The following is a 26,937-nucleotide window of genomic DNA, read 5'->3' on the forward strand; positions in this document are numbered from 1 at the left end:
AATAATAACATTATTTAACTATTTTTTTCTTTGAAAAGAGTATAAAAATGCTCCAATTGTAAGAACAATATACAAGCTAGCTATAAAATAGAGTTGCTCAACTTGTGTTGTATATTCATAATATAAAATCAACACCATTCCTAGAAATAATCCAAACATAGCTAAAATTGTAAGAAATAAAGAGGATGAAGTTTTTTTGTATATTTTAAAATTTGCATAAGCCATAAGAAGTGAAACTAATAAAAAAGTAACACTACTAAACTCTAAAATAACTTTTAAATCTCCAAGTAAAATCAATAAAAAAGAGAATACAGCCATAATAATTATTGCCATATATGGAATATTGTTTTTACGTTTACTTAAAATTTGAGGGGAATACCCATCTTTAGCAATTACAGACATTTGTCTTGATGCACCAAAAAGTGTACCACTAATTGCACTACTTGTTGCTAATAAAGCTCCAAGTATTACTAAATCTGTTCCCCAATGTCCTAATATTTTTTCAGCTCCTGATGCTAGAGCATACTCTTCATTTTGAATTATTACATCAAAAGGTATTGATATTATTGCACCATAAGAGAGTATAAAATAAATTAGCATTGCTAAAAACAATGATATATATATTGATTTAGGAATATTAATTTCTGGTTTTTCCATTTCATTAACGGCATTAATTACAAGTTGGAACCCTTCAAAAGCAACAAATGTTAAAGAAGCTACAAGCAAAATTGAAAAGATATTTAATTCTTCATTATTTTGTATTAAAACAGGAATTGTTGTATTTGAATTATTTATAAGAACAAATGAGATTATTGTTAAAATCACAAGTTTTGTATAAACCATTATGTCTTCAAGCTTACCCATTCCTTTTACACTCCAGATATTTACTAATGTAAAAATCAATATAATAAGACCAGCAACTATTTTTCTAATTATTTCATTATCTGCAAAAGTAAAAGCACTAATTGCATAAGAAGAAAAAGTATATGCATATAAAGCTAAAGTACTTATATAACCAAAGATAACCCACCAAGCAATTAAAGATGCAGCTAAGCTTGAGTTTGGAAATGTTCTTTTAAAAAAAGAGTATGTTGCTCCCTCATCTTTATAAAAGACTGCCAATTTTATATATGAATAAACAGCAAGAAATGCTAAGGCACCTCCTACAATAAAAGCTAAAGGAGTATAAACACCAATCATAGAAACAGAAATACCTAAAACAGTAAATATTCCACCACCTACCATTCCACCTAAGGCAATGGCCACGAGTTCAAGAACTCCTAAATTTTTATCTCTTTTTCTATGAATATGTGACATATAATTATAATCTTTCTTTACTTCACTGAATTTTCAAAGAAGGTTTTTAATTGTTGATTAAACTCTTTTGAATTACTTGAAGGTAGTAATGCATCACCAATACAAACATCACAGTTAAAAGGTACAAATAAAGCTTCACCTTTTGGCAAAGAATTTCCTAAACCTTCCATATGAATAGGAATAACAGGAGTATTAGCTCTGTCTTTAATCATATAATAAAGCCCTTTTTTTAAACGACTTATCTCTTCAGGTTTTCCTCTACTTCCTTCTGGAAATAGTATTAAAATATCTCCATTATCTAAAGCTTCATAAGATTCTTTAAATAACTCTTCAGGTGATGCAGAACCTGATCTATCAAGTGGAATAATTCCAATACAATTTATTGAAATCCATGATGTGAACTTATTTTTCATAAAATAATCAGCAGCAGCAACTGGTCTTATTTTATGAATTTGATTTAATGGATATAAACTCATAATTACCATCGTATCAAGATGACTATTATGATTTGGTGCAATAATTGCTCCTTCTCCAAATGGTAGTTTTTCACGATTTTTTATATTTAAACCTAAAATTACAAATACAATAGGACGTATAATTAAAGCAAAAAATAGTACTTTTATATATCTACTACTCACGACTAATACTTCACATAATATAAAAAGTGAAAGAAAATAGGAGCAGTATAAAGTAAACTATCTAATCTATCTAAGATTCCACCATGTCCTGGAATTAAAGTTCCTGTATCTTTTATCTTTATATCTCTTTTTAAACTTGAAATTACTACATCGCCAAAGAAACCAAACACAGAGATTAGAAATCCTGCTAAAAATCCATATAACATATCTAATGATGTTAAATAAGGTGCAACTAATCCTGAAATTAAAGTTACAGTTACAACTCCACCTATAAAACCTTCCCATGTTTTATTTGGACTAACTTTTGGAATGATTTTATTTTTACCAAATAACTTACCAAAAACATATTGAGATACATCGTTAAACTGTGTCATAAAAAGTAAAAATAAAACAGGACCTATACTTCCAGCAAGAGAGTTTTGAACAGGTAAAGTCAATAAATAAGCAATATGACTAATACTAAAAACAGTAAGCATAGCAGCCCAATGAATTACAGAAGCTGAGTTTATAAAACCATCTGTTTCTCCAATAATTACTAATCTAATTGGTATAAATAAGAATAAAAAGATTGGTATAAAGATAATAAACATTCCATACCATTCAATACTTACCCAATAATACTGCAATGGAATAGATAAATAAACCCAAAATATTGCACGTCTATCTACATGTCTAATTGAGATAATTGATAAAAACTCTTTTAAAGCTAAAAATGAAAGAAAAGCAAAAAATATAATTGCAGTTTGTGAACTAAAACTAAGTGATATAAATACAATAGCAATCATCCACCACCAAGATTTTATTCTAAGTTTTAACTCAGTGTAATCAACTTCTTTGTTCTTATTTTGTTTATATAAATATATTAGAGTTGATATAAGTAATACAAGTATAACTGCAATCATGCCATTTAATGAATTTTGTTCAATACTAAACATCTTATTTACCTTCTAAAGTTTTATATATAAAAAAAGTACGATTTACTACAGTTAAAAAAGACCCTATTGTAATAATAAGAAGTGCAATAAAAAGTATATAGTTTTGTTCAAATATCATACTTTCAAAAATACTAAAGATTAAAGAAAAAGTTAAAATTGCCATTCTATGTTGTTTTGCCATAGGACCTTTAAAACAAGCCCCTGCATTCATACTTGAACCTAATACTCTTATATACGCAGTCATCATTGCAAATAATGCTGCTAAATATCCTAATTCAATAGAAAATGTAAAAGTTGTTAGTGAATATCCAAGTGCTATAAACAAAATAGAATCAGAAACTCTATCTGGTATATCGTTATAAAGCTCACCTGATTTAGTACTTTTTCCACCCTCAAGAGCAACCATTCCATCAAATAAATTACATAAAAGCCTCATTTGAATAAATATAGTAGCCAAAATTGGAAATAAAATTTCTTGATATGAAATAGCAGATGGTATTAATAAAATAAATATAGAAGCGATTATACTAAAAACTATACTTGCAATAGATATTTGGTTTGGAGTTATATCTTTCTTACTTAAGTAACTTGCTATATTTTTTGACCATGTAGCACCTCTAACTTTAAGAGGTCTTCTTAAGTCTTCATTTGACATATTAATTTTCCTTAGGAATTTTGAACGTATTATAAACTAATTAGTCTAAAAAATATAGCTTTCTGCTTTTATCAGAATAAAAGTAGTTTCATTATGTGAAACTCATAAAAAGTACATTTTAAATAAATTTTTGTTTAATTTTTATTTTCTTAAACTATTCAAAATATAAAATAAAAGGATTATAAATGACAAAGAAAATTTTAGTTTTAGCAGGTGACTTTGTAGAAGACTACGAGATAATGGTTCCTTTTCAGTGTTTGAAAATGTTAGGTTACAAAGTTGATGTTGTATGCCCAGATAAAAAAGAAGGTGAGCAAATAAAAACAGCTATTCATGATTTTGAAGGTGATCAAACATATACTGAAAAGCCAGGACATAACTTTACTCTAAATGCATCTTTTGAAGATATTAATGAAAATGATTATGATGCTTTATTAATTCCAGGAGGAAGATCTCCTGAATATATTAGGTTAAATCAAAGAGTTATCCAAATTGTACAAAACTTTAATAATTCAAATAAACCAATTGCTTCTGTTTGTCATGGTATTTTATTATTAGCAGCAGCTAATGTAATTCAAGATAAAACTTGTTCTTGTTATCCTGCTTGTGCTCCAGATGTATCACTAGCTGGTGGAACATGGACTGACATTGGTTTTGAAAGTGCAATAGTTGATGGCAACTTAGTAACAGCAGCAGCATGGCCCGCTCATCCTGAATGGTTAGCTAAATTTCACGAAATGATAAAATAAAAATCATAGTATATGATATAATTATTCAAAAAAGAGTGCTTCATGCCAAATCAAATAAAATCTTTATCAAAGGGTTTAAAAGTATATAAAAGTATTGTTGACCATGGAAAACCAATACTTGCAAAAACTTTATGTAAAAGTCTGAATATTGACAAAAGTACAATGTCAAGACTTTTACAAACGCTAAAAGATGAAGGTTTTATTTCTTATTTAGAAAACTCAAATGAAATAATTGCAAACTCAATTGCAGATAAAACAAATCAAAGTACAAAAATAGAACTTCTGATTAATAAAACAAATATTTTATTAGAAGATATAGCAAAAAGCACAGGAGAATGTGCATATATTGGAATATTTGATAATTATAAGATGTTATATTTAAATCAAATTGATTTTTCAAAAAGGGCTATTAAAACACGAAATAATATAGGTGTTCATGCTCAGCTTCATACAAATGCAATTGGTAAATCTATTCTAGCCTTTGGAAACTATGACTTAGAAAAAATAAAACTCAATCAGTATACAAGTACTACAATTACAGATATAAAAAAATTAGAAGATGATTTGCAAAAAGTAAGAAACAGAGGGTTTTCAATAGATAACAAAGAATATCAAGATGGTATGTGTTGTGTTGCTGTTCCTTTATTTAATAAGGAAAACATCCTAATAGCTGCTGTTGGTATTTCAGGAAGTTCTACACGTTTGGATTTAAATAAGATATTAGAAATTGGAAATAATATTTCTGATTTAGTATCAAAATATGAGATAGTATATTAATATATCACAAATTGTAATATTTTAGTAGCTTTTCTTCACTTTACTATAAAATATATTAAACAAAAACAATATACAATCAGCGTAAGATTTAAAAGGTTAAAATATGGCAAAGAAAAAAACATCACTATTTGAATGTCAACACTGTGGAGAACAAGCTACAAAATGGCTAGGAAAATGTCCAAACTGTGGCTCATGGGATTCATTTGTAGAGTTAAATCAAGACCAACAAGAAGTTTTAAAACAGACATCAAAAGTTATAAACACTGATACTAAAGCAGTTCCAATTACTCAAATAAAACAAGATGATGTAATAAGATTCTCATCAAATAATGATGAGTTTGATTTAGTTTTAGGTGGAGGAATAGTTCCAGGAAGTCTTACTTTAATTGGGGGAAGTCCAGGAGTTGGAAAGTCAACTTTACTTTTAAAAGTAGCAGGTTCAATTGCAGCAAGCGGGAAAAAAGTACTTTATGTATCAGGAGAAGAGAGCGCTGGACAGATAAAGCTACGTGCAAATAGACTAGAAGCAAACCATGATGATGTATATTTATTAAGTGAGATTAAACTTGAAGAGATTCAAGATGAGCTTTTAAGAGTAAATTATGAAGTTGTTATTATTGATTCTATTCAAACTATTTACTCATCAAATCTTACAAGTGCACCTGGTTCTGTATCACAAGTTAGAGAAATCACCTTTGAACTTATGAGAAAAGCAAAAGAATCAAATATTGCAATGTTTATAATTGGACATATTACAAAAGATGGAAGTATCGCTGGACCTAGAGTTTTAGAGCATATGGTTGATACTGTATTATACTTTGAGGGTGAATCTAGTAAAGAGCTTAGAATGCTTAGAGGTTTTAAAAATAGATTTGGTTCCACTTCTGAAATTGGTATTTTTGAAATGACAAATGAAGGTTTAGTAAGTGCTAAAGATATTACATCAAAATTTTTTGATAAATCTAAAGCTCAAAGTGGTTCAGCCCTTACTATTGTAATGGAAGGAAGTAGAGCTTTAATCCTAGAAGTTCAAGCTTTAGTAACAGAGAGTACAAACCCAAATCCAAAACGAAGTGCTACAGGATTTGATGGAGCAAGATTAAATATGCTTTTAGCCCTATTAGAAAAAAAGATTGATTTACCATTAAATCACTATGATGTATTTGTAAATATAAGTGGTGGCATAAAAATAAAAGAGAGTTCTGCTGATTTGGCTGTTGTTGCTGCTATTATTTCATCTTTTAGAGATAGACCAATTTCTAAAGAGTCAGTATTTATTGGAGAAGTTTCATTAACAGGTGAAATAAAAGATGTTTTCTCAATAGATATGAGATTAAAAGAAGCTCAAGCACAAGGTATTCAAAAAGCAGTAATTGCTCAAAAACCTAATATGAAACTAAATCTTAAATGCTTCCCTGTAGATGAAGTATCAAAAATGATAGAACTATTTTAAAATAGTTCTATTATTTACTAACTCTTTTCTTTGCCCCTGACATTAATCTTTCAGTTGAAACTATAGCTCTTGTATGAGTTCCTGTTCCTATTTTTCCACCAGAATCAACAACTTCAATAGAAAACTTATAAAGTTTTCCTTCCATTCCATCAAAAGTTGCAGTTGATACAGCAATATCACCTTCTAATGTTGCAGCTAAATGTGTTACATTTACATTAACTCCAACTGAAAGTTCACCCTCTTTTAAGAAAGGTATTAATATTTTTGCAGCCGAACACTCCATTAAAGCGACAAGTCTTGCTGTTGCAAAAACATCAGGAAAACCATCATCTTTTGAAATATTTAAATTACTTGCTAAATCACTATTTTTAACTTTAAACTCAATACTATCTTTTGTTCCAATTTCTAAATTCACATTAACTCCTTACATAATTCTTATACATAGATAACTTTATTATAATTAAACTTTTAATTTGCAAAAATTAGCTATACTCGCGAAAATTAAAAGGTAAATAATGATTGATATAGAAAATAATACTTCATTTGATATAAATACTTCAATACTTGAAGATATTACTTCTTCTTTAACTTCAAAAGATATAGAATTACTTATTGTAAATAATGAGGAAATTCAAGAATTAAATAAGCAACACAGAAATATAGATAAAGCTACAGATGTTCTTAGCTTTCCTTTAGAGTTTGAAATGCCGAATATGCCATTAGGCTCTATTGTTATCTCTTTAGATTTTGTAGAAGAGAAAGCAAAAGAGTACAAACATACACAAGAAGAAGAGTTTTTTCTTTTATTTATTCATGGACTTTTACATTTACTAGGATTTGATCATGAGATTGACTCAGGTGAACATAGAACAAAAGAAGAAGAATTAATCAAACAATTTAATTTACCAAATAGCTTAATAGTAAGGAATTCATAAAATGGATATATTTATATTTGTCATCTCAATGGCAGCACTTATATATGGTGCTGACTTTATAATCGAACAAAGTGAAAAGATTGCACTACACTACAATATTTCAAGCTTTGTAATAGGTGCTACCTTAATTGCACTTGGAACTTCACTACCTGAAATGGCAGTTTCAATGTCAGCTTCAATGAAAGGAAGTGCAGATATTGCAGTTGCAAATGTTATAGGAAGTACAATATTTAATATCTCCTTGGTCTTAGGGGTTGTATTTTTAATAGCTAAAAAAGTTAATCCTACAAGAGATTTATTTGCAAAAGATTCAGCATGGTCTTTATTCCCAATATTAGCATTTATTCTAATGGGAATTGATGGAAAAATAAATTTTGTTGATGGTATCTTATTTCTAATTTTAATGGCTGGTTATTTAATGTTCTTAATTTCTAGTGATTCAATTGAAGAGTTAGATGAAGAGATTTTAAAAGAGAAATTTGAATGGGGAAAAACTTCAGGTTTATTAATAATTGGATTTATATTCGTTGTTGCTGGTGCTGATTTTGCAATTGATAGTGCATCAAATATTGCAAGAGAGTTTGGTATTTCAGAATGGATTATTGGACTATTTTTAATAGCCTTTGGTACATCTTTACCTGAACTTACTATTTCAATTAAATCTGCTTTAAATAATAATACAGATTTAGCTATTGGAAATATTATAGGTTCAAATGTTGCAAACTTTACAATGGTTTTAGGAGTATCATCTTTAATAAATCCATTAAATGTAGATTTTAACGCAAACTTCTTTGATATTACAGCTGCATTTATTGCATCTTTAATGCTAGTATTTATAACTGCAAATAAACTTTATAATAAATCTGCGGGAATTGCTTTGATGGTAATTTTAGCTTTAGTAGTACAAAATAGTCTAGCTTAAGAGCTAGACTATAATATTTTATTTATTACAGTTACAACATAGTCCTGAAAGAACTAAATTTGTAGAGTCAATTTTAAATTGACTCTTAGAAGTAACCTCAGTTAAAACGCTTGAAATATCTAAACTTACATCTTCAATATTTCCACATTCAGAACACACTAAATGAGCATGCTCTTCTTTTACTAACTCAAAAACTGACTTAGCATTTGGTACTTTTACTTCTGAAAGAAAAACCTTTTCAACCATTGCATTAATATTCTTATATATAGTAGCAAGTGAAATAGAAGGAAACTTTGCAAGTAACTTATGGTATAAATCATCAATATTCATATGACCATTTAAATAAAGTTCTTCAACAATAGCAACTCTTTGAGGTGTTACTTTCAAATCATAATTTTTTAATAAAACTGTATAATTTGTCATGTTTACTCTTCCTTTTGTGAAATAATACAATATTCTATATTTATTTTCACATAATTTTATATTTTGTAATTTATTTTAAAAATATAGTATAACATAAATTTTCTTATATGATAATAATTTTCCTTTAAGTTTAGTTCCACTATAATTCTTCAAAGGATAAAAATTATCCTCTAATAAAAATTAAGCTAAATAGGAAATAAGAAAATGAAACAATATCAAACATATAAATGTAACGCATGTGGATGTGAAGTAGAAGTACAAGAAGCAAACGATAAAGCAAAATTATCATGTTGTGGAACTGAAATGGATATGATTACAGAAAACTTAACTGCGGTTAATTTAATGAAAGCTTTTGCTGGTGAATCACAAGCTAGAAATAAATATGAATTTTTTGCAGAAATTGCATTTGAAGAAGGTTTACATAGAATTGCAAGATTTTTTAAAGAAGCAGCTGAAAATGAAAAATACCATGCAATTGCTGAATTAAAAGCTTATAATAAATTAGTTAATAATGTTGAGTTAGACTCTACTGCTAAAAATATTCAATATGCAGCTGATGGTGAAAAATATGAACATGAAGAGATGTATCCAAACTTTGAAGCAATTGCAAAAGAAGAAGGTTTAAAAGAAATAGCAAGAATGTTTAAAGGAATTGGAAAAGTTGAAGTTGAACATGAAAGAGAATACTTAGAATTAAAAGAAGAGTTAATTAATGAAGGCTTTTTAGAATCAGATGATAAAGATGAAGAGTGGGTTTGTGAAGTATGTGGTCATGTTCATAGAGGTAAAAAGCCACCAAAACAATGTCCTTTATGTGCAGTTGAAAAAGAGTACTTCAAAAAAAGAAATAAAGACGTAACTGTAGGATAATTTAAGAGTAATTTTATAAGAATAGGAATAGAATTACTTATATTAAAATATAAGAGGAACTAATATGAGACAGTATGAAACGTATAGATGTAATAAATGTGGAAATGAAGTAGAAGTACAAAATGTTGGTGGTGGAGCACTTCACTGTTGTGGTGAAAAAATGGAAATGATTACAGAAAACTTAACTGCTGTTAATTTAATGAAAGCTTTTGCTGGTGAATCAATGGCTAGAAACAAGTATGAATATTTTGCAAAAATAGCTCAAAAAGAGGGTTATAGAGATATTGCAGAACATTTCCAAAGAGCTGCAAATAATGAAAAAATGCATGCAAAACTTGAGCTTAAAATGTATAACCAAATGACAATGGGTAAAGAGTTTGGAGATACTGTTGAAAACCTTAAATATGCAATTGAAGGTGAATCTTATGAAAATGTTACAATGTATCCAGACTTTGCAGCAATTGCAAAAGAAGAAGAGCATAAAGAAGTAGCAAGAATATTAGCAGGTATTGGTAAGATTGAAGTTGAACATGAAAACATGTATCGAAATCTATTAAAAAGACTTGAAACTGGTGCAGAGCATGAAAGTGATGATGCAGATGAAGAGTGGATTTGTGAAGTATGTGGACATGTTCATAGAGGGAAAAAAGCTTTAAAAGTTTGTCCTGTTTGTAAGCATCCTCAAGAGTATCAATCAAGATTAAATTCTAAAAAGTAATAAAAAAAAGGATATCTTTGGTAATATAAGAAAAAATTACCGGAGATATTCCTTGTTTAAAATAGTTCTATTATGTTTATTTGCATTAAATATATATGCAAAAGATTTCGTCATTGCTAGTTATAACGCTGAAAATTTATTTGATTTAAAAAAACAAAATAGCGAATATAAAGAGTTTATTCCAAATACTTCTTCAAAATGGAATCAAAATAACTTCAATATTAAGATAAATAATGCAGTAAAAGTAATAAAAGATATTAATGCTGATATTATTGCTCTTCAAGAAATAGAAAATAGAGCTGTACTTCAACTTTTATTAAAAAAACTACCCTCTTATAAATATTCCTCTTTTGCAAAATATTCAAGATCATCAGTTGGCGTTGGATTTTTATCAAAAATTAAAATAAAAAGCAATAGACAAATTGATGTAAAGTTTACAAATAAAATCTTTAGACCTATTTTAGAAACTACTTTTGAAATTGAAAATAAAGAGTTTAAAATTTTCAACAATCATTGGCCTTCAAAAAGAGTAGCTGAAAGTTATAGAGTTAAGTTTGCTAAAAAGCTTCAAGATAGACTTTCAAAACTTCCAAGAGATTATGACTATATTTTATTAGGAGATTTTAATTCGAATTATGATGAAAATAGAAGTTTTAAATATAATAAAAAATTAAATAATACTTCTGGTATTACTGGAATAAATCAAGTATTAAATACAACAGTAGAAAATAAATATATTACTTATGATGATGTTTTAAAACAAAAAAGAAAAGTGCATTTCAATCTTTGGTTAGACCTTCCATCAAATGATAGATTTTCAAATAAATATAGAACACAAAGTAATACTCCTGATAATATTATTCTATCTCCTGCACTTCTTGATACAAAAAATATTTCGTATATTCACAAATCTTTTAAAGTTTTTAAGCCAAATTATCTTTATAGAAATAACAAAGTTTTAAGATGGCAAATGAAAGGGAATAGGTACAATAAAGTTCACGTAGGAGCTGGGTATTCTGACCATTTACCAATTTATGCTTCATTTTCAACATCAAAAGAGAAAACAAATCCTATTAAAGAAATTAAAAAAAATAGTAAAAAAGAGCTAAATAAGATTAGTGACTTATATAATAAAATGAAACTCATTGAACCTGCAATTATAAAAGATGCAGTTGTTATTTATAAAACAAAAACAGGTGCTATTATAAAACAAAAAAACAATAGAGCTATTTATATTTATAAGCATGCACAAGAACTAAAATTAGGATATTCATATACTTTACAAATAAATGAAATAGTTGATTATAATGGCTTAAAAGAAGTAGATTCATTTTCAGTTTTAGAAGAAAATGGCCGATTTAAAAACTATAAATCTTTATTTATAAATGCTAAGAAAAATGATATTTTCAATCCAAATAATCAAAATGAAATAGCTTTTAATTTAAGAGGCGTGATAAAAAAAAGAAAACTATATATAGATGATTCAAATACTATCTTAAAAGGTAAATCAATAAAAATATTTGCAAAAAACAAACAAGACCTACCAAAACAAAATGAAACTATAACTTTTAAAAATGCACATATTGGAGTTTATAGAGGTGTTCCACAAGTACTAATTCATTCAAGTTCTGATTATCAAGTAGGAAATTAATGCTATTAAAATCAATTTTTACAAATAGTACAGGTATTTTGACATCTAGAATTTTAGGATTTATAAGAGATTTATTAACAGCTTCTATTTTAGGAGCGAATATCTATTCTGATATCTTCTTTGTTGCTTTTAAACTACCAAATTTATTTAGAAGAATCTTTGCAGAAGGGGCTTTTACACAAGCTTTTATTCCAGCTTATGCAAAATCAAATCATAAAATCAGATTCTCTTCTGTAGTCTTTTTACAACTATTTGGATTTTTGATTATTCTTTCACTTTTAGTAAGTCTATTTTCATCACTTGTTGCAAAAGCAGTTGCAATTGGTTTTGATCAAGAAACAATAGATTTAGCAGCTCCTTTATTTGCTATAAATTTTTACTATTTACCAATGATATTTATAGTTACCTTTATGGCTGCACTTTTACAATATAAAAATCACTTTGCAACAACAGCTTACTCAACAGCTCTTTTAAATCTAACAATGATAACTGCACTTTTAATATCACAAAATATGGAAAAATATGAGATTACATTTTATTTATCTTATGGTGTATTAGCAGGTGGATTATTACAAATTTTAGTTCATTTATATGCAATTAAAAGATTAAACTTATGTAAAATATTTCATTTTAAAAAGCATAAGAAAAAAGAAGAAAACAAATTTTATAAAAACTTTATGTCTGCAACAGTTGGCTCTTCAACAACTCATCTTTCGGCATTTATAGATACTTGGCTAGCCTCATTTTTAATGACAGGTTCAATTTCTTATCTTTATTATGGAAATAGAGTTTTTCAACTTCCACTTGCCCTATTTGCAATAGCTACTTCTGTTGCACTTTTTCCAATGATTGCAAGAAGTATTAAAAATAAAGATGAAAATAAAGCATTAGCTTTAATGAAAAAGTCTTCTCTAATTTTATTAGGTCTACTTTCAATTTCTACTTTTATTGGTATTTTTTTTAATGAATTTATTATTAGTTTACTATTTGAACGTGGAGCATTTACAAGTACTGATACTACAAATACTGCATTAATTTTATCTATGTACTTAATTGGACTTATTCCTTTTGGAATTGGAAAAATTTTCTCTCTTTGGTTATATGCAAAAGAACAACAATTCTTAGCAGCAAAAATATCTGTATATAGCTTAGGATGGAATATAGTTTTTTCACTACTTTTAATTCAACCTTTTGGAGCTGCTGGTCTTGCATTTGCAAGTACTCTTAGTGGTTTTATTCTATTTTTTCTTACAATAAAAGCTTTTGGATTTCAGAAATTTATTGTGATGTTTAAAAAATAAAAATAGCCCTATTTTTAAATTTTAGTAATTAATTACAATTTAGCTATAATGGCTTTTTTAATAAATATTACTAGGATTTAAATGAAAGAATTTTTCAAACAATACTCCCCTTTTTATAAAAACTATAAACTTCAATTTATATATGCCTTCATAGGAATTATTTTAGTTGCAAGTGCAACAGCAGGAACTGCTTATGCTATTCAGCCTTTATTAGATGATATTTTTATTAATAAAGATGAAGAAATGCTATATATGATGCCTGTTTTTGTTATTCTTTTATATACAGCAAAAGGTTTTGGACGATATATTCAAGCATATTATATCTCTTTTATTGGACAAGATATTACAAGAATTGTAAGAGATAGACTTTTTTCACATGTTCTAAACTTAGATATGGATTTCTTTCAAAAAAAACATGGTGGGGAACTTGTAAGTAGAATTATAAATGATATAAATAGAATTCAACAAGCAGTCTCAAACTATGTTGCAGAATTTATAAGAGAAGTTCTTACAATTGTTGCACTTATTGGTTTAGTAATTTATCACTCACCTGAACTTGCTTTTTATGGACTAGTTGTTCTTCCACTTGCAATTTGGCCTTTATCAAAACTTGCTAAAAGAATGAAAAAACTTTCATTCAAATCACAAGAATCAAATGCTGATATTACATCATCATTAAGTGAATCTTTCAATAATATAGAAATAATCAAAGCAAATTCTACAGAAGAAATAGAAGCAAAGAAATTCTCAATTCATAATCTAAATTTCTTTAAATATAATATGAAAGCAGTTAGAACAAATGAATTAACCTCTCCTTTAATGGAAATAATTGGATCACTAGCTTTTGCAGCTGTTATTTTAGTTGGAGGTTCAAAAGTAATTTCAGGAGAGCTTACAACAGGAACATTTAGTTCATTTATTGCTGCTTTATTTATGTTATATACACCTATTAAAAGATTATCTTCATTATATAATAAAATGCAAGATGCCCTTGCAGCAAACGATAGAATTAATGAAATGCTTAATTCTAAAGCTACAATTATTTCAGGAAATAAAGAGTTTCCAGAAAATATAGAAAAAATATCATTTAATAATGTCTCATTAAACTATGGAGATTTTCAAGCTTTAAAAAGTATTAGTTTTGAAGCAAAAAAAGGTGATAAAATTGCACTTGTAGGAGATAGTGGAGGAGGAAAGTCTTCTTTAATCAATACTATAATTAGATTTTATGATATTTCTGAGGGTGAAATAAAATTAAATGACAACTTATTAAATGAGCTTTCATTAAAATCTTTAAGAGAAAACATTTCAATAGTAACACAAAGAGTTTATATATTTAATGACACAATAAGTGCAAACGTTGCTTATGGTTATGAAATAGATGAGAAAAGAGTAATTGAAGTATTAAAGCAAGCTCACGCTTATGATTTTGTATCGAAAATGGAAGATGGTATAAATACAAAACTTGATGAGTTTGGAACAAACTTATCAGGAGGTCAAAGACAAAGAATTGCAATTGCAAGAGCATTATATAAAAAGCCTAAAATACTTATTTTAGATGAAGCAACTTCTGCTCTTGATAATGAAAGTGAGTCAATTATCTCACAAGTAATAGATGATGTAAGTGTTGATAAAATTACATTTATAATTGCACATAGATTAAGTACTATTAAAAATGCTAGTAAAATTGCCGTATTTAAAGATGGTGAAATTATTGATATGAATACAGAAGAAAATCTTTTAAAATCTTGTAAAGAGTATCAAAGATTATATAACTTAGCAAATATTTAACTCTCCCTTTAAAGAGCTATTATATAGCTCTTTAAGACTTTTAAAACAACATTTATTTTCATTAAAACTTATATTTAACGATTTTTAGATAAAATATCTAAATTTTAAAAAAAGGCCATTCTTGTTTTGTTATAACACAGTAAAAAAAGTACTATTCAAATTTGAACCAGAAACAGCTCACAATATCGCTGAATGCGGTTTAAGAATTGTAGGAAAATGTAAAATTTTAAAAAATATGATGGAAAAGAAGAACTTTAAAAATAATTCTAAACTTTCTCAAGAACTATTTGGTGTAACTTTTACAAACCCAGTTGGACTTGCTGCTGGTTTTGATAAAAATGCAACAATGGTAAAAGCAATGCCTTCACTAGGATTTGGTTTTACAGAAATTGGAACAATGACACCAAAACCTCAAGATGGAAATGCTAAACCTCGAATGTTTAGATATCCAGAAGAAAAAAGTGTACAAAATGCAATGGGATTTAACAACGAAGGTGCTCATAAAGTTTTAAAAAACTTAAAAGAGGTTTATCCTGCAGCTATTCCTGTTGGAGTAAATATTGGTAAAAACAAAACTACTCCAGAAGAGTTTGCATTAAGCGATTATAAAATGTTAATTAAAAAATTTGAAGCAACAAGTGATTATTTAGTAATAAATATTTCAAGTCCAAATACTCCAAATTTAAGAGATTTACAAAATGAAAAGTTTATTACTGAACTATTTACTATGGCAAAAGAGTTTACAAATAAACCAATTTTATTAAAAATTGCTCCAGATATGGAAGCACAACAAGCAATTGAACTTTGTAAAAGTGCAGTAAATGCAGGAGCAGCTGGAATAATTGCTACAAATACAACTATTGATTACTCACTAGTTCCAAATTGTCAAGATTTTGGAGGATTAAGTGGTGCATGTTTAACAGAAAAATCTTATTCGATTTTTAAAGAAATTGCAAAAGAATTATATGGAAAAACAATACTAATTTCTGCTGGTGGAATATCAACAGGAGAGCAAGCATATGCAAGAATAAAAGCAGGAGCTTCTTTAGTACAATCATATTCAGGACTGATTTTTGAAGGACCTTCAATGGTTCGAAAAATAAATGAAGAAATTTTAGAGCTAATGGCAAAAGATGGATATGAAAATATCACTGAAGCTATCGGATCTGATTTAAAATAAGTAGAGATAAAATGAATTTAACGAAATCAACAAAAATTATAAAAACTTTTTTATTCTTTCTTGTTTCATTATTCATTCTTACAGGAGAATTAATGGCTAATAGCTTACCAAAATATTATACTAAGACATTAGAAAATGGATTACAAATAGTTGCAATTCCTATGAAAAATGGCTCAAATGTAGTTTCAACTGATATATTTTATAAAGTTGGAAGTAGAGATGAGAAAATGGGGAAAAGTGGAATAGCACATATGCTTGAACACTTAAACTTTAAATCAACAAAAAATTTAGAAGCTGGTGAATTTGATGAAATCGTTAAAGGTTTTGGAGGAGTTAATAATGCTTCTACTTCTTTTGACTTTACCCACTATTATATCAAATCAGCATCAAAAAACATGGATAAATCTTTAGATTTATTTGCTGATTTAATGCAAAACTTAACTTTAAAAGATGAAGAGTTTCAACCTGAAAGAAATGTAGTTGCAGAAGAGAGACGATGGAGAACTGATAATAGTCCAATGGGTTATTTACAATTTAGATTATTTAACAATGCATATATTTATCATCCATACCATTGGACTCCAATTGGATTTATGAGTGATATTAAAAACTGGTCTATTGATGATATTCGTGATTTTCATTCTACTTATTATCAACCAAAAAATGCAATTATTGTAGTTGCAGGAGATATTGATAAAGAAGAAGTATTTACATCTTCAGAGAAATATTTTAAAGATATTAAAAATAAAAAAGAAATAATTTCTAAAATTCATACAGTTGAACCAAAACAAGATGGGGCTAAAAAAGTTACTATTTTAAAAGATTCAGCAGTTCAAATGCTTGCAATTACTTATCATATTCCAAACTTTGAACATAAAGATCAAGTTGCACTTTCTGCATTAAGTGAATTCTTTAGTTCAGGAAAAAGTTCAATATTACAAAAAAGACTTGTAGATGAAAAAAGATTAGTTAACTCTGTATATGCTTATAATTTAGAGCTTAAAGACCCTGGATTATTTATGTTTATGGCAGTTGCTAATGAAGGTGTTAAAGCTAAAGATGTTGAGAAAGAGATTTTAGCAATTATTGATGAAGTAAAAAAAGGGAATATTAGTAAAAAAGATCTTGATAAAATTAAGATTAATACTAAAGCTGATTTTATATTCTCTTTAGAGAGTTCATCATCAGTAGCATCTTTATATGGTTCATACTTTGTAAGAGATAATATTAAGCCATTATTCGATTATGAGAAAAAAGTTGATGCATTAAATAAAAAAGATTTAATTAAAGCTGCAAATAAATACTTTACAAAAAATAATTCTACTACTGTTATTTTGAAGCAGGAAAAGAAATAGTGAACTATCATGTAAGTAAAACAACTTTGGGTGAGAATCCAAAGTTTGAATACCCTAAGCCAATATTTCTTGAAGAAATGGGTGAAGAAGGTCTTAAAAAACTATTTAGCGAATTCTATGATTTAATAGTAGATAGTGATATAGGAAATTTCTTTCCTCAAGATGAAGAAGAGTTAGAAAAAGTAAAAGCTCATAATGTTAAGTTTTTTATAGAAGCTGCAGGTGGTCCTAAAGATTATACAAAAGCAGTTGGACATTTTGATATGTTAAAAACTCATGAACAATTCTCAATTACTGAAAAAGCAAGAAGAGAATGGTTAGGAACGATGGAAGAAGTTTTAAGAAAAACAGATATTTCAGATGAGGCAAAACAGAGTTTTTGGGACTTTTTAGAAACATTTTCAAAACACACAGTAAATGTAGATGAAAAACAAGAATTAGAAGATTTAGTAGTAAAAAAAGGATAAATATGGAAATTATTACAGGTGCAATGACTGCACTAATTACCCCATTTAAAGATGGAAAAGTTGATTTAGAAAAATATGAGTCTTTAATTAAAAGACAAATAGCACAAGGTATGGATGCCGTAGTACCTGTTGGAACTACAGGTGAGAGTGCAACATTATCACATGCTGAACATAAAGCTTGTATTGAAGTTGCAGTTGCAGCTTGTAAAGGTACTGGTGTTAAAGTAATTGCTGGAGCTGGTTCAAATGCTACACATGAAGCAGTTGAAATTGCTAAACATGCACAAGCAGTAGGAGCAGATGGACTTTTATCTGTAACTCCATACTATAATAAACCAACTCAAGAGGGTTTATATCAACACTATAAAGCAATTGCAACATCTGTTGAAATTCCTTTTATGTTATATAATGTACCAGGACGTACTGGTGTTGATTTAACAGCAGATACAACTATTAGACTTTTTGATGATATTCCAAATATTTATGCTACAAAAGAAGCTACTGGTTCACTAGATAGAACAATAGAGTTATTATCTCAAAGAAGTGATTTAGTTATCGTTTCAGGTGATGATGCAATTGATTTCCCTATGTTAGTAAATGGTTGTAAAGGAATTATTTCTGTAACTGCAAACTTACTTCCAAATCTAAAATCTAGATTAGTTCATGCAATAGAAGAAGGAAAGTTAGATGAAGCAAGAAAAATAAATGAAGATTTATATGCTTTAAACTGTGTATTATTCTGTGAAAGTAATCCAATTCCAATTAAAGCAGCAATGTACTTGGCTGGATTATTAGATACATTAGAATACAGACTTCCATTAACTCCTCCAAGCACAGAGACAATGGACAAATTAGAAAATATATTAAAACAATACGAGGTAATAAAATAATGAGTGAGAATACAATGCAAGGAAAAACTTTAGTAATATCTGGTGGTACAAAAGGTATCGGTAAAGAGTGTGTTTATAAATTTGCACAAAATGGTGTTAATGTTGCGTTTACTTACAATTCAAACAAAGAATTTGCAGAAGATATCTGTAAAGATGTTGAAGAAACTTATGGTGTAAAATGTAAATGTTACCCATTTAATATTTTAGAGCCAGAAATGTATAAAGAGCTATTTTTAGAAATAGACAAAGATTTTGATAGAGTTGATTTCTTTATCTCAAATGCGATGATTTACGGTCGTGCTGTTGTTGGTGGATATGGTAAATTTATGAAATTAAAACCTAGAGGTTTAAATAATATTTATACTGCAACTGTTAATGCTTTTGTTTGTGGTGCGCAACAAGCTGCTAAAAGAATGCAAAAAATTGGTGGTGGAGCAATAGTATCTTTATCATCAACTGGTAACTTAGTATATATTCCAAACTATTCAGGTCATGGTACAAATAAAGCAGCAGTTGAAGCAATGGTAAGATATGCAGCAACTGAATTAGGTGAATTTAATATTAGAGTAAATGCAGTTTCAGGTGGTCCTATTGATACTGATGCACTAAAAGCATTTACAAATTATGAAGAAGTTAAACAAAAAACTATCGACTTATCTGCTTTAAATAGAATTGGTCAACCAAAAGATTTAGCACAATCTTGTTATTTCTTATGTACTGATGATGCTTCTTGGATTACATCTCAAACTTTAGTTGTTGATGGTGGAACAACTTTCAGATAATGAAAGAAAAAGTTCTTAACCTTCCAAATGTTTTAGCACTGTTTAGAATAGCATTAGCTCCGCTAATGCTATGGTTTTTTATAGATAGAGATAATACTATCTTTTCTTCATGGCATCCTTCATGGTTTGATTATTTTGCAGGTCTTATTTTTGTAATTGCATCAGTTACTGATTTTTTTGATGGCTATATTGCAAGGTCTTGGAATCAAATGACAAAACTAGGTGGGATTTTAGATCCACTTGCTGATAAGATGTTGGTACTTGCTGGATTTATAGGTCTTATGGTAATTGATAGAGCATCAGCTTGGGCTGTTTTTATTATACTTTCAAGAGAGTTTTTTATAACAGGACTTCGAGTAGTAGCAGCAGATGAGGGTAAAAATGTAGCTTCAACAATGGCTGGAAAAGTAAAAACAGTAGTTCAAATGATTGCTATTGGTTTTTTAATTATGAATTGGCCATTTGCAACTGAACTTCTATGGTTAGCAGTTGTTTTAACAGTATATTCAGGATATGAATATATTAGAGATTATTTTAAAATATAGAGGTTTTTCTTGGGTACTATAACATTTTTACTTGTTCTTTCATTTTTAGTGTTTTTTCATGAGTTAGGACATTTTGTTGCTGCTCGTTATTTTGGTGTAAAAGTTCACGTTTTTTCAATTGGTTTTGGAAAACAACTTTTTGCAAAAGAGTGGAGAGGTACAACTTGGCAGTTTTCATTAATCCCTCTTGGTGGTTATGTAAAAATGAAAGGTCAAGATGACTCAAATCCAGCTTTAATTGAATCTGGTGATGATTCTTATAATACGAAAAAACCTTGGCAAAGAATTGTAATATTATTTGCAGGTCCCTTTGCAAACTTTTTACTAGCAGCCATTCTTTATTTTTCAATTGCAATTATGGGTGCAAGTACATTTGCAGCACAAATTGGAACTGTACAAAAAGACTCACCTGCTTTTCATGCAGGAATTTTAAAAGATGATTTAATTGTAAGAATAAATGAGCATGAAATTAAATCTTGGGAAGATATTGGAAAAATAATTGTTAACTCACAAGGAGCTTTAAAGTTCTATATTAAAAGAGATAATAAACTTATTGCAAAAACTATAAATCCACATATTTCAGATTCGCAAAATATGTTTAAAGAAAAAATCAAAAAAAGAATGATTGGTATTTCCCCATCTGGAAAAGTAGTTCAACTAGATTTATCACTTAGTGAGTCATTAGTATATGCATATGAAAAAACAATTTTTTCTTCAACAATGATTTTTCAAGGTGTTCAAAAACTGATTCAAGGAATTATTCCAAGTAGTGAAATTGGTGGAGTTATTACAATTGGTAAAGTAATTTCTGATGCAAGCCAATCAAGTATAATTGCACTATTTACAATAACTGCTTTAATTTCTGTTAACTTAGGAGTTTTAAACCTACTTCCAATTCCAGCACTTGATGGTGGACATATTATGTTTAATATCTATGAAATGATTACAAAAAGAAAACCAAGTGATAAGGTTTTTATGTTTTTAACAATCGCTGGATGGGTAATACTTGGTAGTTTAATGTTACTTGGAATTTACAACGACATAAATAGAATTTTTCTAAAATAATAAAATATATAAAGAGATAAAATGAATAAATTAACTGCAACAAGAAATTTAGATGATGTAATAACTAGAGTTGAAGGTGCTAGACTTAAAATATCTGAGCATCATATTGTTAAAATAATTGGTATTAGTAAATATTCAACTTCAAAAGAGATAGAAGAGCTTTATAACGTAGGGCAAAGAGCTTTTGGAGAAAATAAAGTGCAAGACTTAAAAACAAAAGTTGAGGAATTAGAAGAACTTCCTTTAGAATGGCATTTTGTAGGAACTTTACAAAAAAATAAAATCAATAATTTAATTGATTTAAATCCATCATTAATTCAATCAATTGATTCTTTAGAACTTGCACAAGAGTTAGATAAAAAACTTCAAGCTAAAAATAAAAAGCTTAGTATTTTACTTCAAGTAAATTCTGCGTATGAAGATACAAAATCAGGTGTAATGCCAGAAGTTGCAGTCGAAATATATAAACAAATATTAGATACTTGTCCGAACTTAAGAGTAAAAGGTATTATGAGTATTGGAGCACATGTTGAAGATGAAAAAGTTATAAGAGAATCATTTAAAACAACTAAAAAGATTTATGATGAATTAGTACCACTAGGAGCAAAATATTGTTCAATGGGTATGAGTTCTGATTATGAACTTGCAATTGCTTGTGGTTCTAATATGATTAGAGTTGGTTCTACTTTATTTAAAGACTAAGAATTAAATCTAAAGAGAAAAGCTTATTTAGCTTCTTCTCTTATTTGACTTACTGTTTTTCCACCTATTGCATAATTATCCATATTAACTTCTTCTATTATTACAACAGCAGATTTTGCACCTCGACCATCAAAAATACTAGCAAATAGTTCTGTTATACCTTTACTTAGTGCTTCTTTTTGTTCTTTTGTAGCACCTCCATCTTCATGTGTCATTTTTACGTTTATTAGTGGCATATTAAGTCTCCTTTTTCTTTTTTGATTATGGTAATGCTAAAACAGCACTATTACATAAATCATCACTTTCAAACTTTGTAATATCACCCTCTTTTAAACCAGGAACTGGAAATAATCTTACAGTTAAGGGCTTATTTAATCTAAAAGCCATCGTTCCAGTATCTCTCATAATTTGTTCAATTTTTAAAGAAGGAGTATCTCCCTCAATTGGAACAGTATCTAGTCCAATTCCGCAAATTGCACTATTTGTAAGAAGTGTTCTTACGTCAAAATCTTTATCAATTGTACCCTTCGCTAATCCTTCATCTTCAACAACAGCAAGCATTAAACCAGAGAATCCAACTAAAGGCAATTCTTTTACACTTTTAAAAACTTTTGTTAATAACGATGAAATTTCTACAGTACCACTTCTTCCAAAAGAATTTAAACCCATTTGTTTATAAACCTCAACCATTGAGGAACAATTTTTAGATGGAGCTGCTGAAGAATCAATTCCTTTAAAAACAAAAGAAGATTTATTTTCGATTTTTTCTTCAAACCTATCTAATATATTTTTAATATTACTACAATGATAAGATAGCGCTTCTTTTAAAATATTAAAGTAAGAAGCAAGTGCAATATTATGAGATAAATCTGGATTTTTTTGATTAAAATCTTTTAAAACTTCAACTAATAAATCAGGTGTTTCTAAACCTATTACAAAAGCATTTTCTAAACTTGAATCATGATATGAAGCAGGAAAATATGGAATAAAAGGTTTACAGTTAAAATTAACAGTAAAGTTAAAATTACCCTCACCTCTTGGTGTTATTTCTGATATTTTTTTGACTGCTTTTACAGATTCTTTTATAAGCGTATTATCTAAGATTTCATTTTCATCAATATTTACATTTACACAAGCATTTGCTAAATCACCAAAGCTTGAAATAAGTTCAGGAAGTAATGATATTTCATTAAAAGTTTTAGCTTCACCAATAGCAAATCTAATTCGTAAGCTTGTAGTGCTTTTCTTTAGAATACTTGAAATAAAAGACAAGTCATCTTTAGCTTTTTGTAAAGATGAAGTATCAAGGTATTCGCCAAAAGCATTTGTAACTATTCTTATTGATTGGACTTGATAATTCTCTTGATTAAACTGTTTACTTACACTTTCACAAAAACTACAGGCACGAAGAAGTTCTTCTTCCCAAGTACTTTTATCATTTGATAAAGTCAGAAAAGTTGTAATTGTTCGTATTTTACATAAATCTTTATTTTTATAAATCAAAATAGATCCTTTAACTTAATATTAAATCACTATAACTAAAAATTTATAATTGAACAATCCAAATATTGCTAGAAATAAATAAACCCAAAAAGGTCTATTTATTTAGTTTAGTGAGTTTTTAAACTTAGTTACTTCATCTTCAATTGAAGCTTGTCTCATAAAGTGCTCACCAATTAAGAAAGCATCAGCACCAATTCCTGATAATCTTTTAATCGTGTCAACATTTGAAACTCCAGATTCAGCAACAATAATTTTTCCATTTGGAATCATTGGAATTAATTTATCACATAATTCCATATCCATTTCAAACGTATCAAGGTTTCTATGATTTATTCCAATTATACTAGCACCACATTTAATAGCTTTTGTTAAATCTTCTTTATCATGAATCTCAACTAAAACTTCTAAGCCTAAATGTAAAGCATATTCATATAACTCTTTCATTTCTTTTGTACCTAAGGCTTTTGCAATAAGTAAAATAAAATCAGCTCCATAAACTAAGGCTTCAACAATTTGATATTTATCAACAATAAAATCTTTTCTTAAAAGTGGCGTTGGTACATATCTTCTAATTGCAGTTAAATACTCTAAGTTACCTTGAAAATAATGTGGTTCAGTTAATACTGAAATCGCATTTGCTCCACTATTACTATAAGCTTGTGCAATTTCCATAGGATTAAAATCTTCTTTTATAATACCTTTTGAAGGACTTGCTTTTTTAACTTCTGCAATTATTCTAATTGGCTCTTCTTTAGTTGCAGTTAAAAATGGTTTAACATCTCTTGGAGCAAAAGGATTCGAAGCTAATGTTCTTCCTAATAAATCTAAAGGTATATCTTTTTGTCTTATCTCTAAATCTGCTTTTGTTCTTTCTATAATTTCATCTAATATCACTTAGTACACTCCTTAATTTTTTCCCAATGTAATTTAACTTCTTCATCATCTAAACCTGCACTATCTACTACTTTTTTCATTTGAATATATGCATTTTTGCAATCTTTATTTTTATAAAGACCCCATGCTAAAGTATCAATAAAAGCAAGATTATCTGGTTCTAAAATTAATGCTTTTTTTATAAGAGTTAAACCTCTTTTAATATCTAAATCATAATCTATTAGAATATAAGCTAAATAATTCTCATAAATTGGATTTGAGATTTTTGCTAGCACTTTATCAAATTTTGAAATAACATTAGGTAAAACCATTTGTTTATTTTTTGCCATTTCAAATTCAAGTATAGCTTGTTGACCTAAATAATCTAAATTATTTGTCTTTTTATATAACTTATCTAATAATAAATTAGCTTTATTTAATTCATTTTCATTTTTATATAATTGCAATAAAATATTACTTTTTATACTGTTTTTTTCTAAAAACTCTATTGCTTTTTTACTATCTTCTTTAATTAAATATCTTATTAATAAATCTTGCGTTTTAATTAAAACTACTTTTTTGTTCATTTCTTTATATTCAAAATGCATTTTTTCAAGTAAAGGAACTATTTTATCTTTTTGCTTATCTTTTTCATAAAATGATAAAAGTTGTAATGATAAATTAAAAGGATAATTGTTTTTTTCTATATAGTTTAATATTCTATATTTAGATTCTTCTTTTTCATTTGTATAATTATATTGAATACTAGTTATTGTTTGAAATGTTTCAACTGTACCTTTAACTTTATAGGCTTTTTCAAACTCTTCAAGAGCTTTTTCATACTCTTGTAAATCAAGATAAATACTAGCTAATAAAGAATGATTACTATCATGATAAAACTTATTCACTAATTTTTTTGCATACTTAATTGTTTCTTCTTTTTCCTTAAGTTTTAGCAAAGAAAGAGTATACATTTTTAAAATCAACTCTTCTTCTTTAATATCTTCAATCATATTTAAAGAAGCATATTTTTTTACACTCTCATAATCTTTTAATATAAAAGATGAGTTTAAATAATTTACTAAATACTCATGATTATTTGTATTTTCAAAAAGTTTAAAATATATTTCTCGTGAAGCTTTATAGTTCTTTTGAGATTCATACTCTAATGCATACATTATATATTCATCTTCTAGATTAAAATATTTAGTATTTTGTTTTTTAAAACTTGCATTATTTATTGTTACTTCATTTGTAGCTATTTTAGGTTCTATATAATTGCAACCTGTTAATAAAAATAGTAAAGTACTTGTAACTAAATAGTTCTTATAGCTGGACACTCTTCATAAACCTCTTTTACATTTTCTTTAAAATAATCCCAAAATGGGAAAGTACGACATTGCGTTGGTCTAGCTTCATAAATTGAGCATTGTTTCTTTTCTAAATTAAAAAATACACATGCAAAATTATTTTTTGCTAATTTTACCTCTTTTATACTGTATTTATAACCTATTTTGTTTAAATACTTAACTCTTAACTCTTCTTGGCTTATTTCAAGATGCTTTGCTAAAAAATTTATCTCTTGAAGTGTGATCCAAATATAACCACTCTCTCCAATACAACAATTCCCAGCACATGTATCACAAGCACTTGCTTCAAAGGCATAATCAAAGCCTTCTTTTTTAATTAAATTGCTCAATATCTACCTTTATACTGTGAGTTGATGACTTTTCATATATTTTTTTAACTTCTTTTGTAAACTCTAATCCATCAAAAACAAATAGTGGCTTCATGATTTTTGTTAATGATTTTGAATCTTTTCTAGCATATACTAAAATCAATGTAGCATCTTTTGAATCTTTTGGATGAACAAATTGTAAAACTTCTAAATTAAAACTATATTTATTCAAGAATAATAGTATTTCATTAATTTGTTTCACATCGTAACAGAAGAATAGCTTCCCAGAATTTTTTAAACTTTGAGAACTTTTTTGTATAAAATCTTCTAAAGGCATAGAGTCATTATATCTTGCTATCTTAATATTTTCATTTTCACTCTTGATTACATTTGAATGGTAAAAGGGTGGATTTGAAATACATATATCAAATTTTTTTTCAAAATCTATTTGTAAAAATGAGCCTTTAAATAAGTTTGTTTTTTGATTATTAGTTTCTGCATTTTTTAAAGAAAAAAACTGAAATGGTTTTTGAAGTTCACACTGGTTTAAATTCAAATTAGGATATTCTCTAGAAACTAGTAATCCTAGTATTCCACTACCACTTCCTATATCTAAAACTTCCCCTTTAACATTCTTAAATTTTTTCATATTTTCATAGATAAAGTTATATAAAAAATGTGTGTCACTATTGTAGCAATAACCATCTAGTGGTTGATATAAAACCAAGTATTTTCCTTAATATATTTTAGATATTGTATCTA

The 26,937-nt window shown here is 27.7% G+C and carries 30 protein-coding genes; 18 read left to right on the forward strand and 12 right to left on the reverse strand.

What is annotated here, in order from left to right; genetic code table 11:
- Positions 1–18: 18 nt before the first annotated feature.
- The 4 genes from GBG18_RS00510 to GBG18_RS00525 are packed head-to-tail and all read right to left on the reverse strand — an operon-like array spanning position 19 to position 3,545.
- Positions 19–1,317: an APC family permease gene (locus tag GBG18_RS00510; RefSeq protein WP_152187375.1), complete on the reverse strand. Its 1,299-nt coding sequence runs from the start codon at positions 1,315–1,317 to the stop codon at positions 19–21.
- A gap of 17 nt (positions 1,318–1,334) precedes the next feature.
- Entirely contained in the window at positions 1,335–1,955 is a 621-nt protein-coding gene (locus GBG18_RS00515; protein WP_193311038.1) for a lysophospholipid acyltransferase family protein, read from the reverse strand.
- Between the two features lie 2 nt (positions 1,956–1,957).
- Complete coding sequence (locus tag GBG18_RS00520; RefSeq protein ID WP_152187376.1) at positions 1,958–2,890, reverse strand: phosphatidate cytidylyltransferase; 933 nt, start codon at positions 2,888–2,890, stop codon at positions 1,958–1,960.
- A 1-nt stretch (position 2,891) separates the two neighbouring features.
- On the reverse strand, positions 2,892–3,545 hold the full coding sequence (locus tag GBG18_RS00525) for a CDP-alcohol phosphatidyltransferase family protein (RefSeq protein ID WP_152187377.1): 654 nt from the start codon (positions 3,543–3,545) through the stop codon (positions 2,892–2,894).
- Positions 3,546–3,730: 185 nt separating this feature from the next.
- Here GBG18_RS00525 and GBG18_RS00530 point away from each other — a divergent pair, with 185 nt between their 5' ends.
- From GBG18_RS00530 to radA, 3 genes are all read left to right on the forward strand, one after another.
- Positions 3,731–4,294 (forward strand): DJ-1/PfpI family protein, encoded by a 564-nt coding sequence (locus tag GBG18_RS00530; RefSeq protein WP_152187378.1) that lies wholly within the window; start codon positions 3,731–3,733, stop codon positions 4,292–4,294.
- 42 nt (positions 4,295–4,336) lie between these two features.
- Entirely contained in the window at positions 4,337–5,071 is a 735-nt protein-coding gene (locus GBG18_RS00535; RefSeq protein WP_152187379.1) for an IclR family transcriptional regulator, read from the forward strand.
- Between the two features lie 103 nt (positions 5,072–5,174).
- Complete coding sequence (gene radA, locus GBG18_RS00540; protein ID WP_152187380.1) at positions 5,175–6,524, forward strand: DNA repair protein RadA; 1,350 nt, start codon at positions 5,175–5,177, stop codon at positions 6,522–6,524.
- Positions 6,525–6,534: 10 nt separating this feature from the next.
- Here the strand turns inward: radA and GBG18_RS00545 are convergent, their stop codons facing one another.
- Entirely contained in the window at positions 6,535–6,939 is a 405-nt protein-coding gene (locus GBG18_RS00545) for a thioesterase family protein (protein WP_152187381.1), read from the reverse strand.
- A 100-nt stretch (positions 6,940–7,039) separates the two neighbouring features.
- Between GBG18_RS00545 and ybeY the strand changes: the two genes are divergently transcribed.
- Positions 7,040–7,459 carry an rRNA maturation RNase YbeY gene (ybeY, locus tag GBG18_RS00550; protein WP_152187382.1) on the forward strand — a complete coding sequence of 140 codons (420 nt, stop codon included), beginning with the start codon at positions 7,040–7,042 and terminating at the stop codon, positions 7,457–7,459.
- A gap of 1 nt (position 7,460) precedes the next feature.
- Positions 7,461–8,381 carry a calcium/sodium antiporter gene (locus tag GBG18_RS00555; protein ID WP_152187383.1) on the forward strand — a complete coding sequence of 307 codons (921 nt, stop codon included), beginning with the start codon at positions 7,461–7,463 and terminating at the stop codon, positions 8,379–8,381.
- A gap of 18 nt (positions 8,382–8,399) precedes the next feature.
- Here the strand turns inward: GBG18_RS00555 and GBG18_RS00560 are convergent, their stop codons facing one another.
- Positions 8,400–8,804 carry a Fur family transcriptional regulator gene (locus tag GBG18_RS00560; protein ID WP_152187384.1) on the reverse strand — a complete coding sequence of 135 codons (405 nt, stop codon included), beginning with the start codon at positions 8,802–8,804 and terminating at the stop codon, positions 8,400–8,402.
- 204 nt (positions 8,805–9,008) lie between these two features.
- Between GBG18_RS00560 and GBG18_RS00565 the strand changes: the two genes are divergently transcribed.
- The 13 genes from GBG18_RS00565 (at position 9,009) to GBG18_RS00625 (ending at position 22,121) form a co-directional block, all read left to right on the forward strand.
- On the forward strand, positions 9,009–9,674 hold the full coding sequence (locus GBG18_RS00565) for a ferritin family protein (protein WP_152187386.1): 666 nt from the start codon (positions 9,009–9,011) through the stop codon (positions 9,672–9,674).
- Positions 9,675–9,738: 64 nt separating this feature from the next.
- Positions 9,739–10,392 (forward strand): ferritin family protein, encoded by a 654-nt coding sequence (locus GBG18_RS00570; protein WP_152187387.1) that lies wholly within the window; start codon positions 9,739–9,741, stop codon positions 10,390–10,392.
- A gap of 52 nt (positions 10,393–10,444) precedes the next feature.
- Positions 10,445–12,043 carry an endonuclease/exonuclease/phosphatase family protein gene (locus GBG18_RS00575; RefSeq protein WP_152187389.1) on the forward strand — a complete coding sequence of 533 codons (1,599 nt, stop codon included), beginning with the start codon at positions 10,445–10,447 and terminating at the stop codon, positions 12,041–12,043.
- Entirely contained in the window at positions 12,043–13,344 is a 1,302-nt protein-coding gene (murJ, locus tag GBG18_RS00580; protein WP_152187391.1) for a murein biosynthesis integral membrane protein MurJ, read from the forward strand. Before GBG18_RS00575 ends, murJ begins: the two co-directional genes overlap by 1 nt.
- A gap of 81 nt (positions 13,345–13,425) precedes the next feature.
- Positions 13,426–15,135 carry an ABC transporter ATP-binding protein gene (locus GBG18_RS00585; protein WP_152187393.1) on the forward strand — a complete coding sequence of 570 codons (1,710 nt, stop codon included), beginning with the start codon at positions 13,426–13,428 and terminating at the stop codon, positions 15,133–15,135.
- A gap of 121 nt (positions 15,136–15,256) precedes the next feature.
- Positions 15,257–16,315 carry a quinone-dependent dihydroorotate dehydrogenase gene (locus tag GBG18_RS00590; protein WP_152187395.1) on the forward strand — a complete coding sequence of 353 codons (1,059 nt, stop codon included), beginning with the start codon at positions 15,257–15,259 and terminating at the stop codon, positions 16,313–16,315.
- Between the two features lie 92 nt (positions 16,316–16,407).
- Complete coding sequence (locus tag GBG18_RS00595) at positions 16,408–17,670, forward strand: M16 family metallopeptidase (protein ID WP_152187397.1); 1,263 nt, start codon at positions 16,408–16,410, stop codon at positions 17,668–17,670.
- Positions 17,670–18,137, forward strand: a complete 468-nt coding sequence (locus tag GBG18_RS00600) for a globin domain-containing protein (RefSeq protein ID WP_152187398.1) — start codon at positions 17,670–17,672, stop codon at positions 18,135–18,137. The genes GBG18_RS00595 and GBG18_RS00600 overlap by 1 nt, the downstream gene beginning before the upstream one ends.
- A 2-nt stretch (positions 18,138–18,139) precedes the next feature.
- On the forward strand, positions 18,140–19,027 hold the full coding sequence (gene dapA / locus GBG18_RS00605) for a 4-hydroxy-tetrahydrodipicolinate synthase (protein ID WP_152187400.1): 888 nt from the start codon (positions 18,140–18,142) through the stop codon (positions 19,025–19,027).
- Complete coding sequence (locus tag GBG18_RS00610) at positions 19,027–19,809, forward strand: enoyl-ACP reductase (RefSeq protein ID WP_152187402.1); 783 nt, start codon at positions 19,027–19,029, stop codon at positions 19,807–19,809. Before dapA ends, GBG18_RS00610 begins: the two co-directional genes overlap by 1 nt.
- Entirely contained in the window at positions 19,809–20,354 is a 546-nt protein-coding gene (gene pgsA / locus GBG18_RS00615; protein ID WP_152187404.1) for a CDP-diacylglycerol--glycerol-3-phosphate 3-phosphatidyltransferase, read from the forward strand. The genes GBG18_RS00610 and pgsA overlap by 1 nt, the downstream gene beginning before the upstream one ends.
- Positions 20,355–20,363: 9 nt before the next feature.
- Entirely contained in the window at positions 20,364–21,419 is a 1,056-nt protein-coding gene (gene rseP, locus GBG18_RS00620; RefSeq protein ID WP_152187406.1) for an RIP metalloprotease RseP, read from the forward strand.
- Positions 21,420–21,440: 21 nt separating this feature from the next.
- A complete protein-coding gene (locus GBG18_RS00625; protein WP_152187408.1) occupies positions 21,441–22,121 on the forward strand; it encodes a YggS family pyridoxal phosphate-dependent enzyme in 681 nt (226 codons plus the stop codon).
- 23 nt (positions 22,122–22,144) lie between these two features.
- On the opposite strand, the gene GBG18_RS00630 is transcribed toward GBG18_RS00625, so the two are convergent.
- The 6 genes from GBG18_RS00630 to GBG18_RS00655 form a co-directional block, all read right to left on the reverse strand.
- The gene (locus GBG18_RS00630; RefSeq protein ID WP_152187409.1) at positions 22,145–22,357 is read right to left on the reverse strand and encodes a tautomerase family protein; all 213 of its coding nucleotides are present in this window, start codon (positions 22,355–22,357) and stop codon (positions 22,145–22,147) included.
- A gap of 25 nt (positions 22,358–22,382) precedes the next feature.
- Positions 22,383–23,624: a DUF711 family protein gene (locus GBG18_RS00635; RefSeq protein WP_152187411.1), complete on the reverse strand. Its 1,242-nt coding sequence runs from the start codon at positions 23,622–23,624 to the stop codon at positions 22,383–22,385.
- Positions 23,625–23,726: 102 nt separating this feature from the next.
- The gene (gene trpC / locus GBG18_RS00640) at positions 23,727–24,518 is read right to left on the reverse strand and encodes an indole-3-glycerol phosphate synthase TrpC (RefSeq protein ID WP_152187412.1); all 792 of its coding nucleotides are present in this window, start codon (positions 24,516–24,518) and stop codon (positions 23,727–23,729) included.
- Complete coding sequence (locus GBG18_RS00645) at positions 24,515–25,837, reverse strand: tetratricopeptide repeat protein (protein WP_152187414.1); 1,323 nt, start codon at positions 25,835–25,837, stop codon at positions 24,515–24,517. Before GBG18_RS00645 ends, trpC begins: the two co-directional genes overlap by 4 nt.
- Positions 25,813–26,196, reverse strand: coding sequence for a YkgJ family cysteine cluster protein (locus tag GBG18_RS00650; RefSeq protein WP_152187416.1), 384 nt, complete (start codon positions 26,194–26,196; stop codon positions 25,813–25,815). Before GBG18_RS00650 ends, GBG18_RS00645 begins: the two co-directional genes overlap by 25 nt.
- Positions 26,180–26,902 carry a tRNA1(Val) (adenine(37)-N6)-methyltransferase gene (locus tag GBG18_RS00655; RefSeq protein ID WP_152187417.1) on the reverse strand — a complete coding sequence of 241 codons (723 nt, stop codon included), beginning with the start codon at positions 26,900–26,902 and terminating at the stop codon, positions 26,180–26,182. The genes GBG18_RS00650 and GBG18_RS00655 overlap by 17 nt, the downstream gene beginning before the upstream one ends.
- Positions 26,903–26,937 lie beyond the last annotated feature (35 nt).

This window comes from Poseidonibacter ostreae, assembly GCF_009208075.1.
In the GTDB taxonomy this organism is placed as follows: Bacteria; Campylobacterota; Campylobacteria; order Campylobacterales; family Arcobacteraceae; genus Poseidonibacter; species Poseidonibacter ostreae.

Coding starts and splice junctions, on each gene's coding strand:
- GBG18_RS00510 (WP_152187375.1), bottom strand. CDS start 1,317: ATGTCACATATTCATAGAAAAAGAGATAAAAATTTAGGAGTTCTTGAA.
- GBG18_RS00520 (WP_152187376.1), bottom strand. CDS start 2,890: ATGTTTAGTATTGAACAAAATTCATTAAATGGCATGATTGCAGTTATA.
- GBG18_RS00525 (WP_152187377.1), bottom strand. CDS start 3,545: ATGTCAAATGAAGACTTAAGAAGACCTCTTAAAGTTAGAGGTGCTACA.
- GBG18_RS00530 (WP_152187378.1), top strand. CDS start 3,731: ATGACAAAGAAAATTTTAGTTTTAGCAGGTGACTTTGTAGAAGACTAC.
- GBG18_RS00535 (WP_152187379.1), top strand. CDS start 4,337: ATGCCAAATCAAATAAAATCTTTATCAAAGGGTTTAAAAGTATATAAA.
- radA (WP_152187380.1), top strand. CDS start 5,175: ATGGCAAAGAAAAAAACATCACTATTTGAATGTCAACACTGTGGAGAA.
- ybeY (WP_152187382.1), top strand. CDS start 7,040: ATGATTGATATAGAAAATAATACTTCATTTGATATAAATACTTCAATA.
- GBG18_RS00555 (WP_152187383.1), top strand. CDS start 7,461: ATGGATATATTTATATTTGTCATCTCAATGGCAGCACTTATATATGGT.
- GBG18_RS00560 (WP_152187384.1), bottom strand. CDS start 8,804: ATGACAAATTATACAGTTTTATTAAAAAATTATGATTTGAAAGTAACA.
- GBG18_RS00565 (WP_152187386.1), top strand. CDS start 9,009: ATGAAACAATATCAAACATATAAATGTAACGCATGTGGATGTGAAGTA.
- GBG18_RS00570 (WP_152187387.1), top strand. CDS start 9,739: ATGAGACAGTATGAAACGTATAGATGTAATAAATGTGGAAATGAAGTA.
- murJ (WP_152187391.1), top strand. CDS start 12,043: ATGCTATTAAAATCAATTTTTACAAATAGTACAGGTATTTTGACATCT.
- GBG18_RS00585 (WP_152187393.1), top strand. CDS start 13,426: ATGAAAGAATTTTTCAAACAATACTCCCCTTTTTATAAAAACTATAAA.
- GBG18_RS00595 (WP_152187397.1), top strand. CDS start 16,408: ATGGCTAATAGCTTACCAAAATATTATACTAAGACATTAGAAAATGGA.
- dapA (WP_152187400.1), top strand. CDS start 18,140: ATGGAAATTATTACAGGTGCAATGACTGCACTAATTACCCCATTTAAA.
- GBG18_RS00610 (WP_152187402.1), top strand. CDS start 19,027: ATGAGTGAGAATACAATGCAAGGAAAAACTTTAGTAATATCTGGTGGT.
- pgsA (WP_152187404.1), top strand. CDS start 19,809: ATGAAAGAAAAAGTTCTTAACCTTCCAAATGTTTTAGCACTGTTTAGA.
- GBG18_RS00625 (WP_152187408.1), top strand. CDS start 21,441: ATGAATAAATTAACTGCAACAAGAAATTTAGATGATGTAATAACTAGA.
- GBG18_RS00630 (WP_152187409.1), bottom strand. CDS start 22,357: ATGCCACTAATAAACGTAAAAATGACACATGAAGATGGAGGTGCTACA.